5 protein-coding genes, 17 tRNA genes and 3 rRNA genes are annotated in these 12,755 nt (G+C 48.0%); 22 read left to right on the plus strand and 3 right to left on the minus strand.

Features of this window, described 5'->3' with window-relative positions:
- Positions 1–549: 549 nt before the first annotated feature.
- From MKX75_RS01705 to MKX75_RS01805, 21 genes are all read left to right on the plus strand, one after another.
- Positions 550–2,102: ribosomal RNA gene (locus MKX75_RS01705) — 16S ribosomal RNA — on the plus strand.
- Between the two features lie 307 nt (positions 2,103–2,409).
- Positions 2,410–5,335, plus strand: a 23S ribosomal RNA gene (locus MKX75_RS01710).
- 79 nt (positions 5,336–5,414) lie between these two features.
- Positions 5,415–5,531: ribosomal RNA gene (gene rrf, locus MKX75_RS01715) — 5S ribosomal RNA — on the plus strand.
- Together the 16S, 23S and 5S rRNA genes with 17 tRNA genes alongside form the textbook arrangement of a ribosomal RNA operon.
- A 57-nt stretch (positions 5,532–5,588) precedes the next feature.
- Positions 5,589–5,662: transfer RNA gene (locus MKX75_RS01720), tRNA-Ile, on the plus strand.
- A 35-nt stretch (positions 5,663–5,697) separates the two neighbouring features.
- Positions 5,698–5,773 (plus strand) — tRNA-Ala (locus MKX75_RS01725).
- A 1-nt stretch (position 5,774) separates the two neighbouring features.
- Positions 5,775–5,850 (plus strand) — tRNA-Asn (locus tag MKX75_RS01730).
- A 3-nt stretch (positions 5,851–5,853) separates the two neighbouring features.
- Positions 5,854–5,945: transfer RNA gene (locus tag MKX75_RS01735), tRNA-Ser, on the plus strand.
- A 17-nt stretch (positions 5,946–5,962) separates the two neighbouring features.
- Positions 5,963–6,034, plus strand: a tRNA-Glu gene (locus MKX75_RS01740).
- 6 nt (positions 6,035–6,040) lie between these two features.
- Positions 6,041–6,116, plus strand: a tRNA-Val gene (locus tag MKX75_RS01745).
- Between the two features lie 17 nt (positions 6,117–6,133).
- Positions 6,134–6,207: transfer RNA gene (locus MKX75_RS01750), tRNA-Met, on the plus strand.
- A gap of 25 nt (positions 6,208–6,232) precedes the next feature.
- A tRNA-Asp gene (locus tag MKX75_RS01755) sits at positions 6,233–6,310 on the plus strand.
- A gap of 23 nt (positions 6,311–6,333) precedes the next feature.
- Positions 6,334–6,409, plus strand: a tRNA-Thr gene (locus tag MKX75_RS01760).
- 97 nt (positions 6,410–6,506) lie between these two features.
- Positions 6,507–6,582 (plus strand) — tRNA-His (locus MKX75_RS01765).
- A gap of 11 nt (positions 6,583–6,593) precedes the next feature.
- A tRNA-Gln gene (locus MKX75_RS01770) sits at positions 6,594–6,668 on the plus strand.
- A 9-nt stretch (positions 6,669–6,677) separates the two neighbouring features.
- Positions 6,678–6,753 (plus strand) — tRNA-Lys (locus MKX75_RS01775).
- A gap of 9 nt (positions 6,754–6,762) precedes the next feature.
- Positions 6,763–6,850: transfer RNA gene (locus MKX75_RS01780), tRNA-Leu, on the plus strand.
- A gap of 8 nt (positions 6,851–6,858) precedes the next feature.
- Positions 6,859–6,933: transfer RNA gene (locus tag MKX75_RS01785), tRNA-Gly, on the plus strand.
- 6 nt (positions 6,934–6,939) lie between these two features.
- Positions 6,940–7,016: transfer RNA gene (locus tag MKX75_RS01790), tRNA-Arg, on the plus strand.
- Positions 7,017–7,032: 16 nt separating this feature from the next.
- Positions 7,033–7,106: transfer RNA gene (locus tag MKX75_RS01795), tRNA-Pro, on the plus strand.
- A 13-nt stretch (positions 7,107–7,119) separates the two neighbouring features.
- A tRNA-Gly gene (locus tag MKX75_RS01800) sits at positions 7,120–7,190 on the plus strand.
- Between the two features lie 182 nt (positions 7,191–7,372).
- On the plus strand, positions 7,373–7,978 hold the full coding sequence (locus MKX75_RS01805) for a short chain dehydrogenase (protein WP_339168147.1): 606 nt from the start codon (positions 7,373–7,375) through the stop codon (positions 7,976–7,978).
- A 224-nt stretch (positions 7,979–8,202) separates the two neighbouring features.
- Here the strand turns inward: MKX75_RS01805 and MKX75_RS01810 are convergent, their stop codons facing one another.
- Together MKX75_RS01810 and MKX75_RS01815 are read right to left on the minus strand one after the other, a co-directional pair.
- Positions 8,203–9,252 carry an ABC transporter substrate-binding protein gene (locus tag MKX75_RS01810; RefSeq protein ID WP_339168148.1) on the minus strand — a complete coding sequence of 350 codons (1,050 nt, stop codon included), beginning with the start codon at positions 9,250–9,252 and terminating at the stop codon, positions 8,203–8,205.
- Positions 9,253–9,346: 94 nt separating this feature from the next.
- Positions 9,347–11,029, minus strand: coding sequence for a helix-turn-helix domain-containing protein (locus MKX75_RS01815; RefSeq protein ID WP_339168149.1), 1,683 nt, complete (start codon positions 11,027–11,029; stop codon positions 9,347–9,349).
- Positions 11,030–11,176: 147 nt separating this feature from the next.
- Between MKX75_RS01815 and MKX75_RS01820 the strand changes: the two genes are divergently transcribed.
- On the plus strand, positions 11,177–11,500 hold the full coding sequence (locus MKX75_RS01820; protein WP_339168151.1) for a hypothetical protein: 324 nt from the start codon (positions 11,177–11,179) through the stop codon (positions 11,498–11,500).
- A 352-nt stretch (positions 11,501–11,852) separates the two neighbouring features.
- On the opposite strand, the gene MKX75_RS01825 is transcribed toward MKX75_RS01820, so the two are convergent.
- On the minus strand, positions 11,853–12,713 hold the full coding sequence (locus MKX75_RS01825; RefSeq protein WP_339168153.1) for a hypothetical protein: 861 nt from the start codon (positions 12,711–12,713) through the stop codon (positions 11,853–11,855).
- Positions 12,714–12,755: the final 42 nt, after the last annotated feature.

Raw genomic sequence — 12,755 nt, forward strand, 5'->3', positions numbered from 1 at the left:
ATAGAAGAAAAGGAAAAAGAGATCCCCAAAAACCAGGGCCAGTTACAATGAATGTCCTCTGCAAACTTAGAGGGTGTGGCTTCCCTGGTTAAGTATATTGGATAAGAGTAATAGAAGCTTCGTAATAAGCTGATGAAGTTATTGATATTACAGGAGCACAGATTACATATTGCGCGGATGAAGTAGGCTATGATCATTTATCAAAAAAAGACTTGCAATCAAAATCTGTACATGGTATATTCTAATTCCGGCCAAGAAAACACGATTTACACGGTGCGGCAAGCGAAACAAATAAGCTTCGAAAGAAACTTAAAAAAAGAGCTTGCAAAGTTGGTTCGGATGTGATAAGATATAAAAGTTGCTGAAGAGAACGACATTCGGTAACGAAACAAGTTTGATCTTTGAAAACTGAACAACGAGTGAGTAAACATTCTGCTTGCAGAATGAACGCGAAAGTTTGAAACAAGCCTTGGCTTGAATCGGCTGGAGCACAAATGAGATTTTTAATCTCGTCAGATTCAAAATGAGCTTATCGCTCTTTTCAATACTTTATTGGAGAGTTTGATCCTGGCTCAGGACGAACGCTGGCGGCATGCCTAATACATGCAAGTCGAGCGGACTTGATGAGAAGCTTGCTTCTCTGATGGTTAGCGGCGGACGGGTGAGTAACACGTAGGCAACCTGCCCTCAAGTTTGGGACAACTACCGGAAACGGTAGCTAATACCGAATAGTTGTTTCCTTCGCCTGAAGGAAACTGGAAAGACGGAGCAATCTGTCACTTGGGGATGGGCCTGCGGCGCATTAGCTAGTTGGTGGGGTAACGGCTCACCAAGGCGACGATGCGTAGCCGACCTGAGAGGGTGATCGGCCACACTGGGACTGAGACACGGCCCAGACTCCTACGGGAGGCAGCAGTAGGGAATCTTCCGCAATGGGCGAAAGCCTGACGGAGCAATGCCGCGTGAGTGATGAAGGTTTTCGGATCGTAAAGCTCTGTTGCCAGGGAAGAACGCTTGGGAGAGTAACTGCTCTCAAGGTGACGGTACCTGAGAAGAAAGCCCCGGCTAACTACGTGCCAGCAGCCGCGGTAATACGTAGGGGGCAAGCGTTGTCCGGAATTATTGGGCGTAAAGCGCGCGCAGGCGGTCATTTAAGTCTGGTGTTTAATCCCGGGGCTCAACCCCGGATCGCACTGGAAACTGGGTGACTTGAGTGCAGAAGAGGAGAGTGGAATTCCACGTGTAGCGGTGAAATGCGTAGATATGTGGAGGAACACCAGTGGCGAAGGCGACTCTCTGGGCTGTAACTGACGCTGAGGCGCGAAAGCGTGGGGAGCAAACAGGATTAGATACCCTGGTAGTCCACGCCGTAAACGATGAGTGCTAGGTGTTAGGGGTTTCGATACCCTTGGTGCCGAAGTTAACACATTAAGCACTCCGCCTGGGGAGTACGGTCGCAAGACTGAAACTCAAAGGAATTGACGGGGACCCGCACAAGCAGTGGAGTATGTGGTTTAATTCGAAGCAACGCGAAGAACCTTACCAGGTCTTGACATCCCTCTGATCGGTACAGAGATGTATCTTTCCTTCGGGACAGAGGAGACAGGTGGTGCATGGTTGTCGTCAGCTCGTGTCGTGAGATGTTGGGTTAAGTCCCGCAACGAGCGCAACCCTTATATTTAGTTGCCAGCATTTCGGATGGGCACTCTAGATAGACTGCCGGTGACAAACCGGAGGAAGGTGGGGATGACGTCAAATCATCATGCCCCTTATGACCTGGGCTACACACGTACTACAATGGCCGGTACAACGGGCTGCGAAATCGCGAGATGGAGCCAATCCCAACAAAGCCGGTCTCAGTTCGGATTGCAGGCTGCAACTCGCCTGCATGAAGTCGGAATTGCTAGTAATCGCGGATCAGCATGCCGCGGTGAATACGTTCCCGGGTCTTGTACACACCGCCCGTCACACCACGAGAGTTTATAACACCCGAAGTCGGTGGGGTAACCGCAAGGAGCCAGCCGCCGAAGGTGGGATAGATGATTGGGGTGAAGTCGTAACAAGGTAGCCGTATCGGAAGGTGCGGCTGGATCACCTCCTTTCTATGGAGAATCGTTTCCTGCAACGGAAACATTCAAATATGTAGCTAAGCTACAAAACACTCACTCGTTGCTCAGTTTTGAGAGCTCAAACTCTCAAACAGCTTGCTTTTGCATGGAGCTTGTTCTTTGAAAACTAGATATCGAAACGAAACAAACGCGAATTAGAACATTCCTTTAAGCTGATCTTGTGTAAACAAGTGAAGTGTTTTTATAAGGTAGATTGCACGTACGATGGTATCGGGTGGGAGCGACTTTTGGCTTTGCGCAAGCAAACCAAGGGAAGCGAGCAGTCGAAACCGGAGCACGAGGTTAAGCTACTAAGAGCACACGGAGGATGCCTAGGCGCTAGGAGCCGATGAAGGACGTGGCGAACAACGAAACTGCCTCGGGGAGCTGTAAGCAAGCTTTGATCCGGGGGTGTCCGAATGGGGAAACCCAGCTGGGGTAATTTCCAGTTACTCACAACTGAATACATAGGTTGTGTAGAGGCATACCAGGGGAACTGAAACATCTAAGTACCCTGAGGAAGAGAAAACAATAGTGATTCCGTCAGTAGCGGCGAGCGAACGCGGAGAAGCCCAAACCAGAGAGCTTGCTCTTTGGGGTTGTGGGACGTCTCACATGGAGTTACAAAGGAACCGGTTAAGCGAAGAGGTCTGGAAAGGCCCGCCAAAGAAGGTAAAAGCCCTGTAATTGAAAGTCTGTTCCCTCCGAGACGGATCCCGAGTAGTGCGGGGCACGTGAAACCCCGTATGAATCCGGCAGGACCATCTGCCAAGGCTAAATACTTCCTAGCGACCGATAGTGAAGCAGTACCGTGAGGGAAAGGTGAAAAGCACCCCGGAAGGGGAGTGAAATAGAACCTGAAACCGTGTGCTTACAAAAAGTCAGAGCCCGTTTTAGGGGTGATGGCGTGCCTTTTGTAGAATGAACCGGCGAGTTACGTTCCCGTGCAAGGTTAAGGTGAAGAGCCGGAGCCGCAGCGAAAGCGAGTCTGAATAGGGCGACTTAGTACGTGGACGTAGACCCGAAACCGGGTGATCTACCCCTGTCCAGGGTGAAGGTGCGGTAACACGCACTGGAGGCCCGAACCCACGCATGTTGAAAAATGCGGGGATGAGGTGGGGGTAGCGGAGAAATTCCAATCGAACTCGGAGATAGCTGGTTCTCCCCGAAATAGCTTTAGGGCTAGCCTCGGAAAACAGAGTCGTGGAGGTAGAGCACTGATTGGGTGCGGGGCCCGCAAGGGTTACCAAGCTCAGTCAAACTCCGAATGCCATAGACTTACTTCCGGGAGTCAGACAGTGAGTGCTAAGATCCATTGTCAAAAGGGAAACAGCCCAGACCATCAGCTAAGGTCCCCAAGTGTGTGTTAAGTGGGAAAGGATGTGGAGTTGCACAGACAACCAGGATGTTGGCTTAGAAGCAGCCACCATTGAAAGAGTGCGTAATAGCTCACTGGTCGAGTGACTCTGCGCCGAAAATGTAACGGGGCTAAACACACCACCGAAGCTATGGCTTGATGCTTTGCATCAGGGGTAGGGGAGCGTTGTATAAGGGTTGAAGGTGTACCGTAAGGAGCGCTGGACATTATACAAGTGAGAATGCCGGTATGAGTAACGAAAAGATCAGTGAGAATCTGATCCGCCGAAAGCCTAAGGGTTCCTGAGGAAGGCTCGTCCGCTCAGGGTAAGTCGGGACCTAAGGCGAGGCCGAAAGGCGTAGTCGAAGGACAACAGGTCGAAATTCCTGTACCACCGTAAGCCGTTATGAGCAATGGGGGGACGCAGTAGGGTAGTGACGCAGACTGATGGATGTCTGTCCAAGCAGTAAGGCTGATGTGTAGGCAAATCCGCACATTGTAAGGCTGAGCTGTGATGGGGAGTGAAAATTACAGTAGCGAAGGTCATGATCTCACACTGCCAAGAAAAGCCTCTAGCCAGGTGATGGTGCCCGTACCGCAAACCGACACAGGTAGGCGAGAAGAGTATTCTAAGGCGCGCGGAAGAACTCTCGTTAAGGAACTCGGCAAAATGACCCCGTAACTTCGGGAGAAGGGGTGCCCCGGTAGTGTGAATAGCACGAGGGGGCCGCAGTGAAAAGGCCCAAGCGACTGTTTAGCAAAAACACAGGTCTGTGCGAAGCCGTAAGGCGAAGTATACGGGCTGACGCCTGCCCGGTGCTGGAAGGTTAAGGGGAGTGGTTAGGAGCAATCCGAAGCTGTGAACCGAAGCCCCAGTAAACGGCGGCCGTAACTATAACGGTCCTAAGGTAGCGAAATTCCTTGTCAGGTAAATTCTGACCCGCACGAATGGCGTAACGACTTGGGCGCTGTCTCAACGAGAGATCCGGTGAAATTTTAATACCTGTGAAGATGCAGGTTACCCGCGACAAGACGGAAAGACCCCATGGAGCTTTACTGCAGCTTGATATTGAATTTGGGTACGATCTGTACAGGATAGGTGGGAGCCTTTGAAACGTGAGCGCCAGCTTGCGTGGAGGCAACGTTGGGATACCACCCTGATCGTATCTAGGTTCTAACCTGGTACCGTAATCCGGTGCGGGGACAGTGTCAGGTGGGCAGTTTGACTGGGGCGGTCGCCTCCTAAAGAGTAACGGAGGCGCCCAAAGGTTCCCTCAGAATGGTTGGAAATCATTCGAAGAGTGCAAAGGCATAAGGGAGCTTGACTGCGAGACCTACAAGTCGAGCAGGGACGAAAGTCGGGCTTAGTGATCCGGTGGTACCGCATGGAAGGGCCATCGCTCAACGGATAAAAGCTACCCTGGGGATAACAGGCTTATCTCCCCCAAGAGTCCACATCGACGGGGAGGTTTGGCACCTCGATGTCGGCTCATCGCATCCTGGGGCTGAAGTAGGTCCCAAGGGTTGGGCTGTTCGCCCATTAAAGCGGTACGCGAGCTGGGTTCAGAACGTCGTGAGACAGTTCGGTCCCTATCTGTCGTGGGCGTAGGAAATTTGAGAGGAGCTGTCCTTAGTACGAGAGGACCGGGATGGACGTACCGCTGGTGTACCAGTTGTTCCGCCAGGAGCACCGCTGGGTAGCTATGTACGGACGGGATAAACGCTGAAAGCATCTAAGCGTGAAGCCCCCCTCAAGATGAGATTTCCCAGTATGTAAGACCCCTTGAAGACGACGAGGTAGATAGGCTGGGGGTGGAAGTGCAGCAATGCATGGAGCTGACCAGTACTAATCGGTCGAGGGCTTATCCAAATATGCAAGTTGTAATTCGCGTAAGTTTCGTTTCGAATCTAGTTTTCAGAGAACAACACTCTGAAATGTAAGCACCGCGTTTGGTGGCGATGGCGGAGGGGTTCCACACGTACCCATCCCGAACACGACCGTTAAGCCCTCTAGCGCCGATGGTACTTGGACCGCAGGGTCCTGGGAGAGTAGGACGCCGCCAAGCGATTTCCCTTTGGGGTATTTTTTTTGCCCCCCTTGCCAAGGAATAAGGGATGTATAAGGGCCCTTAGCTCAGTTGGTTAGAGCGCACCTCTGATAAGGGTGAGGCCGGTGGTTCGAGTCCACCAGGGCCCATAGCAAGACCACAACAATGAAATATACCAGAGTATGGGGCCATAGCTCAGCTGGGAGAGCGCCTGCCTTGCAAGCAGGAGGTCAGCGGTTCGATCCCGCTTGGCTCCACCATTCCCTGATAGCTCAGTTGGTAGAGCACTCGACTGTTAATCGAGTTGTCACAGGTTCGAGCCCTGTTCGGGGAGCCATATGGAGAGGTGTCCGAGCTGGCCGAAGGAGCACGATTGGAAATCGTGTAGGCGTCACAAGCGTCTCGAGGGTTCGAATCCCTCTCTCTCCGCCAGATAATTTTTTTAGCAAGGCCCGTTGGTCAAGGGGTTAAGACACCTCCCTTTCACGGAGGTAACAGGGGTTCGAATCCCCTACGGGTCATAATATGGAGGCTTAGCTCAGCTGGGAGAGCATCTGCCTTACAAGCAGAGGGTCGGGGGTTCGATCCCCTCAGCCTCCACCATATAACTTTTATAACGACGCGGGGTGGAGCAGCCCGGTAGCTCGTCGGGCTCATAACCCGAAGGCCGCAGGTTCAAATCCTGCCCCCGCAATTAACTTTCCTTGAGAAAGTATTATGGAACCGTGGTGTAGTTGGCCTAACATGCCTGCCTGTCACGCAGGAGATCGCGGGTTCGAATCCCGTCGGTTCCGCCATTCTTTAATTAAATATACACCGTGCCGGTGTAGCTCAACTGGTAGAGCAACTGACTTGTAATCAGTAGGTTGGGGGTTCAAGTCCTCTCGCCGGCACCATTTTTAGTAATTACATCTGAATTTGTGATAGAATGTATATTATAGATGAAGTTACTAATACTAAGATACTCTTAGTGGATGAATGGCTTACTCTATGGCGATCGTGGCGAAGTGGTTAACGCACCGGTTTGTGGATCCGGCATTCGGGGGTTCAATTCCCCTCGATCGCCCCATGATTTTTTAATGGGGATTAGCCAAGCGGTAAGGCAACGGACTTTGACTCCGTCATGCATAGGTTCAAATCCTATATCCCCAGCCATTTCATTATGAGTCATTAGCTCAGTTGGTAGAGCACCTGACTTTTAATCAGGGTGTCGAAGGTTCGAGCCCTTCATGACTCACCATTATATTTTGCGGTCGTGGCGGAATTGGCAGACGCGCACGGTTCAGGTCCGTGTGGGCTAACCCCCCGTGGAGGTTCGAGTCCTCTCGACCGCACCATATGTTTTGCGGAAGTGGCTCAGCGGTAGAGCATCGCCTTGCCAAGGCGAGGGTCGCGGGTTCGATTCCCGTCTTCCGCTCCAATATTTGCGCCCTTAGCTCAGCTGGATAGAGCGTTTGACTACGAATCAAAAGGCCGGGAGTTCGAATCTCTCAGGGCGCGCCATTATTTTCATAAGTATCGGGATGTAGCTCAGCTTGGTAGAGCACCTGGTTTGGGACCAGGGGGTCGCATGTTCAAATCGTGTCATCCCGATTTTTTTTATTTTGCGGGTGTAGTTCAATGGTAGAACTTTAGCCTTCCAAGCTAATAGCGTGGGTTCGATTCCCATCACCCGCTTCCTAGTAACACACAGAAAAGTCTTTGCTTATAGCAAGGGCTTTTTTTGTGCGTTAAAAAGAATAAGTGTATTCCTTTCAAAATAGGGTCAATTGTCATTTGATTAAGGATGGAATTTTTGTTTAAATAAACAGAACAATTCTTATCTGATTAACCGTATTTATAAAGGAGGACAAACAGTAATGAAAAGAGCTCTGGTCATTGGCGGAAATGGAACACTAGGTAAAGCTGTTGTTGCGAAGCTGAGAGATCATTCCGTTGAGGTTATTACAGCGGGTAGACAATCTGGGGATGTTCAGGTGGATATGACGTCGACAGAGAGTATTACTTCTCTCTTTGAGACGGTGAGTAACATTGATTACGTCATTGTTGCAGCAGGCCAGACCCATTATGCGAAACTGGAAAAACTGACACCTGAGAACAATATGATTAGTGTGCAGGGAAAACTGCTTGGACAGGTTAATATCGTGTTGATTGGTCAGCACTATATTAACGACAAGGGGAGTTTCACGCTGGTCAGTGGCATTATACAAGACCACCCTATTGAGAAGGGGGCATCAAGCGCTATGGTCAATGGGGCTATTGATTCGTTTGCCAGAGCGGCAGCGTTTGAGTTACCAAGAGGTATTCGTATGAATTCAGTTAGTCCTAATCTTTTTGTAGAGTCGGCGGAAAAATATAAGGATTTCTTTATTGGATTTAATCCCGTACCTGTAGAGCGGGTTGCCAATACGTTCATCCAGAGTGCACTTGGGATTGAAACAGCCCAAAATTATAAAATATATTAAAAGCCGCACAGATATATATGATATTGATGATTATCTATCCCTAATTAATTGTAGGATGAGAAGGGTGTACATGAAGTGCATTTAAATGTTAAGCATGTAGAATCATTTTTCTTGAAACAGGACTGAGTGAAGCCATTTGGAGTATAAAATATAAAGGAGATCCACCGAAAATCCGGTGAATCTCCTTTTGTTTGCTGTGGATGAAACAGACGGTATGTTTACTATTATGGAGCAGGTAGTCCAAGAACTTCGAGCATTTCATTACGTTTGAGCGATTCGGCAATGGGACCGTCAATGAGCCATTTCTTAGCATTGAGGACATAGACATGACCATTTTGGACAGCGGGAAGGCTTTTCCATACTTGGAGTTGCTGGATTTCGTTGAGTTCATCTTTTGTTTTTTGCAACGCTTCAGCTGATCCATCTGAGCTAATGGACACGATAAACAGATAGTCTGCTTTGATTTCAGGCAAAAGCTCAACCGAGATACTGGCATTCATCCGTTCCGGATTTTCTGCCTCGAGTTTGGTAACGAGAGCATCGGGAGTGAATCCAATCTCATAACCCGCTCCTACATAACTGGAAGCCGGGAATGGCGTGGATGGAATGGACGAGAAGAACAAACGCATATCTTTCTCTTCCAGGCGCAGGAATGCAGCTGTAGGTTTGGTCTTGGTGATATCGGCTGCGAGCTTCTGAGCTTCAGTTACTTGATCTTTATTTTTTTGTAAAAGCTGTTCAGCCCGCTCATCAATATCCAGTGCAGTAGCTACCTGTACGATAGATTCCTGCCAATTACGGCGATCATAAGTGATCGTAGGCGCGATCTTCTCGAGTTGTTCGAGAATTTTGGCATCCAAACTGGCATTGGCAATAATGAGGTCCGGATTAGCGTTGACTACAGCTTCAAAATTGACACTTTCATTAATGGGTTCGACAGCCACGCCTTGGGCTTCAAGTTGCTCGTTCAGGTAGTCTTGCCGGCCAATAGGTGTAGCGAGTACCAGTGGCACCTCCAAGGAGAGGAGAATGTCCTCCATATTAATGGACACAATCCGTTCAGGATGTGCCGGGATTTCTTTGCTGCCACTGGCGCTCTCCACGGTCTTAGTAGCTGATTCAGCGGATGAGTCGCCATCTGTCTCCGCAGCTGATTTCACGCCATCTGCAGATGGCTGCGAAGTGCTTGCAGGTGTCTGTCCACACGCAACAAGTAACATGGCGAGTATGAAAAGGATCCCCGTTATTTTGACAAAATGCTGTTTGTACATCATAATCCCCCTGTGTTTCTAATGATATTGATTCTCAGTACACTTTATATTGTAGCGGTCTCATGTTGGGGGAGACATAGCCTTCTGTGCTATCCAGTCATGGATTAATGTGCTGAGTGCCACCAAAGAGTTTGATGGTTTCATCGATAATTTGATCATGGGCATACGGTGAATAATCTAACCAAGGCATTTCATCTAGCATATATACATGCTGGTTTTGCACGGGTTTCAAATCTTGCCATAGCTGAGTATGTTGTAGTTTATGCCAACGTTGCTGGGATTCCGAGTCCTGGTCCACAATTAGTAACATGCGATCTCCAGCCATTTGAGGCAACTCCTGCTCATCCAATGCGCGATAGACTTGCCCTGGAAGCAGATCGTGTGAAGGTGAAACACCGAGATCGTTATATAGAACAGCGCCCCCATTGCGTCGCCCGTAGATTAACAGATGACCCATCATGATATGAATGATGGAGATCGTATCTTTACCGATTAGATGATTAAGCTGCTCTTTGGCATGGGTTACTTTGTCATCATACAGCTCCAACCATTGCTGAGCTTCCTGTTGTTGTCCCACAATGGAGGCAACTTGTACGAAATGTTCCCGCCAGCTCAATCCTTTCCATGGGATAACGATGGTAGGAGCAATTCGCTGCAGCGTTCTTTTTAACGTATGGGCTTCGTACTCATTACAGAGTATGAGGTCTGGGCTCGCTTGCATCAACAACTCAACATTGGTTTGCCAGATACGAGGATTCATGCGTTTGCTACGTCCCAGATGATAAGGAATATTCGAAAAAAACAGATTCCTGTGTTGATCCCGTCGGTTATCAATCAGTGCCGCATGGGGGATAATCTGCAATGCTAGCAGGTGGCCAGTCGTTCCGAAAGAAAGAGCAGCGATTTTATTGCGTTTCTGTCGTTGATAGGTAGAGGGAGACACGCCAACATATTTTTTGAATTTGCGACTAAAATAAAACTCGTCCTGAAAACCAACCTGTGAGGCGATATGTTTGATGGTTTGGCCGGGGACGAGCAGCATCTCTTTGGCCCGGTCCATACGGATACTATTCACGTATTCCATGGGGCTGATGCCAGTGCGGTTTTTGAATACCCGCGAATAGTGCCATACACTCATGCCTGCCACTCCAGCAAGAACTTCCCGAGATAGATGTTCAGCATACCCAAGTTCAATAAGTTCAAGCGTTTGATCCAAAGCAGAGGTGTGCTCCGAATCCCCTAATGCACTCTCTTTGGGAGGAGCATACACATGGGTCAACAATTCATGCATCAAAGTCTGAATACGAAATGGACGATTTTCTTGAGGTACAGAGATGCATTCATGGAGCTGGGAGGCAATTCTGGTACATTCCTGAAAAAGTTCATGCGGTAATTCATCAGCGTAAGATGAACGAAGTAACCCTTTTTGGTATACCTCCATTACAGTAGATCCAGAAGTGGTTCTGTTCATATCTGAAATGGGCTTTAACAGATCAAAATATATCGCGAGTCCTTGTAAAGGATGAACTTCATCCGTTGTATATTCTATCGCTGTTCCTGGCAGGATTAGATACATCTTGCCAAGTGTGGCATGATTTTGCCTATGCCCAATACGGATAGTGGCTTCACCGCCAGTACAGATGAGCAGAAGATGTGAGTCTGTTAATACGAATGGGGGAAGAAAAGACGCTTGATCTAGAACTTCGGATGTCTTGAATCTTGCATATAGGTCACGGGTATGATCACCGTTAGATATCAGTGGTAAGACTTGCAAAGTCACCAGAATCCCTCCTTAACTTGCAATAGTAACATTACATATGATGTATTTGAGAATAATTATCAATTATCGCATATTGTCATACAAATAAGAAGTCCATATGATAATATGAAATGATATACAGAAGAGAAAGAGAAGGGGGTATATAGAATGTGGTTTTTACTTGGTTTTATTATTTTAGTTTCGATATTTGGTATTCGAACGACGAGTCGATCCAATAAACTAAAACAGCAGTTCGGATCAAGGTTACATGCAGTAGGGATTCATCAGTCAGGGCTTCCACAAGTTGCGGAAGGCATGCGGGTGGATGTGCTGATAGGTAATGGAAACTTATATATTCAAAGTGGTCAGCAAACGTTTGAACTCTCATTAAGAAAAATCGGGAGTGCAGGATATCCAAATAGAACAGGTAGCTCAAACTCGAGAAATTACCTCGTAATACACTATGAGATGAATGGTAGGTACGTCCAATAGTATTAAGATTTATGAAGCCTGCGCACGCTAAAGCATTTCTATGGGAAATCGAGGGTCAGCTATTCACGCGAAACTCAAGTGATGGAATTATAAGACTTTAGAAATTCTGAGCATTGAAGCGCGTAACTCTCCACTAAAAATTGAATTGATATAGGTTACCGAGCTGGAAAATAGCCAATACATAGTTCCCATCATCCAAACTGTTGAGATAATAACCGGTAAAATCTCAACCGATGTTAATCGTAGAATTACTTAAATAACAGATCATTTAATTCACTACGCAAAAAAAGACAAGCTCCTCTCCTACGATGTCTGCAGGAAGAGGAGCTTGTTTTTTAGCAAGATATAGCGATTAGTATCTTTCCAGAATGGTCTGTGTCTTCAAGCCATCGGCAGGAATCAGCCAGTTTTTGTTCTCCAGCAATTGCAGCAGTTGGGTACGCAGTCCGGATACGGCTACAGCATCATCGGTTTTGAAAGAAACCTCTACGATATTCTCAATACCTGTACCTGCTGCGTTGCGGATTGGCCATACTTCGAGTGTAAGTTCTTGACCATTCCATGTACCTTCATAACGTTGGAATGTGATCGGACCATATGCACGGGATTGCGTAAGTTGTTGTTTGCCCCAGTTGGAGGAAGTCCAGTTTTTCAATTTGCCCGGGAGCTTGTCCAGTAACATGTTCAGGGCATCTTGCTCCGAAGGAAGTTGAACACCTGTTGCTTTGGTATCGACTTTTTTGGTGTTGGAGAAGCTCAAGGTTTGTTTGCCATATCCCCAATCAATCTCAGCCTCGTAATTATCATCCGATTTGTCGAATCCTTCTTGGTTAGCCAGAGTCAGCGCTGCGTTGATATCGCCATTGATCACAGGGTAGCGTTTTTTATAAGTCAATTCGTAGTTATTCTTGTCATCTTTTTTGCGAAAACGAACGTTCCATCCTTGTTGATCCAATCCGAGAGCATTGGTGTCGAAGTACTCTACGTTAATATTTCTTGGCGTGGAATTCAGTCCGAGTGTCTGAATCACCTCACTGCGTGGTGTCCCATCTGTATTCAATACAAGTTCCGGCTTGGCCAGAAACTTCACTTCATAAGCAGGAACGGCATTGGCAGCAGCTGAAGCCTGGGGTGCTCCCAGAAATGTCATTCCACTTCCCAATGTTACGATGCTCAGCATCAATGAGGCAGTTACCTTTTTCCACTTTTTCAAAACCAATCACTCTCCTAATCTGGATTAACGTACAGACTCACT

The sequence above is a fragment of the Paenibacillus sp. FSL R5-0341 genome (assembly GCF_037975235.1).
Lineage (GTDB): Bacteria > Bacillota > Bacilli > Paenibacillales > Paenibacillaceae > Paenibacillus > Paenibacillus amylolyticus_A.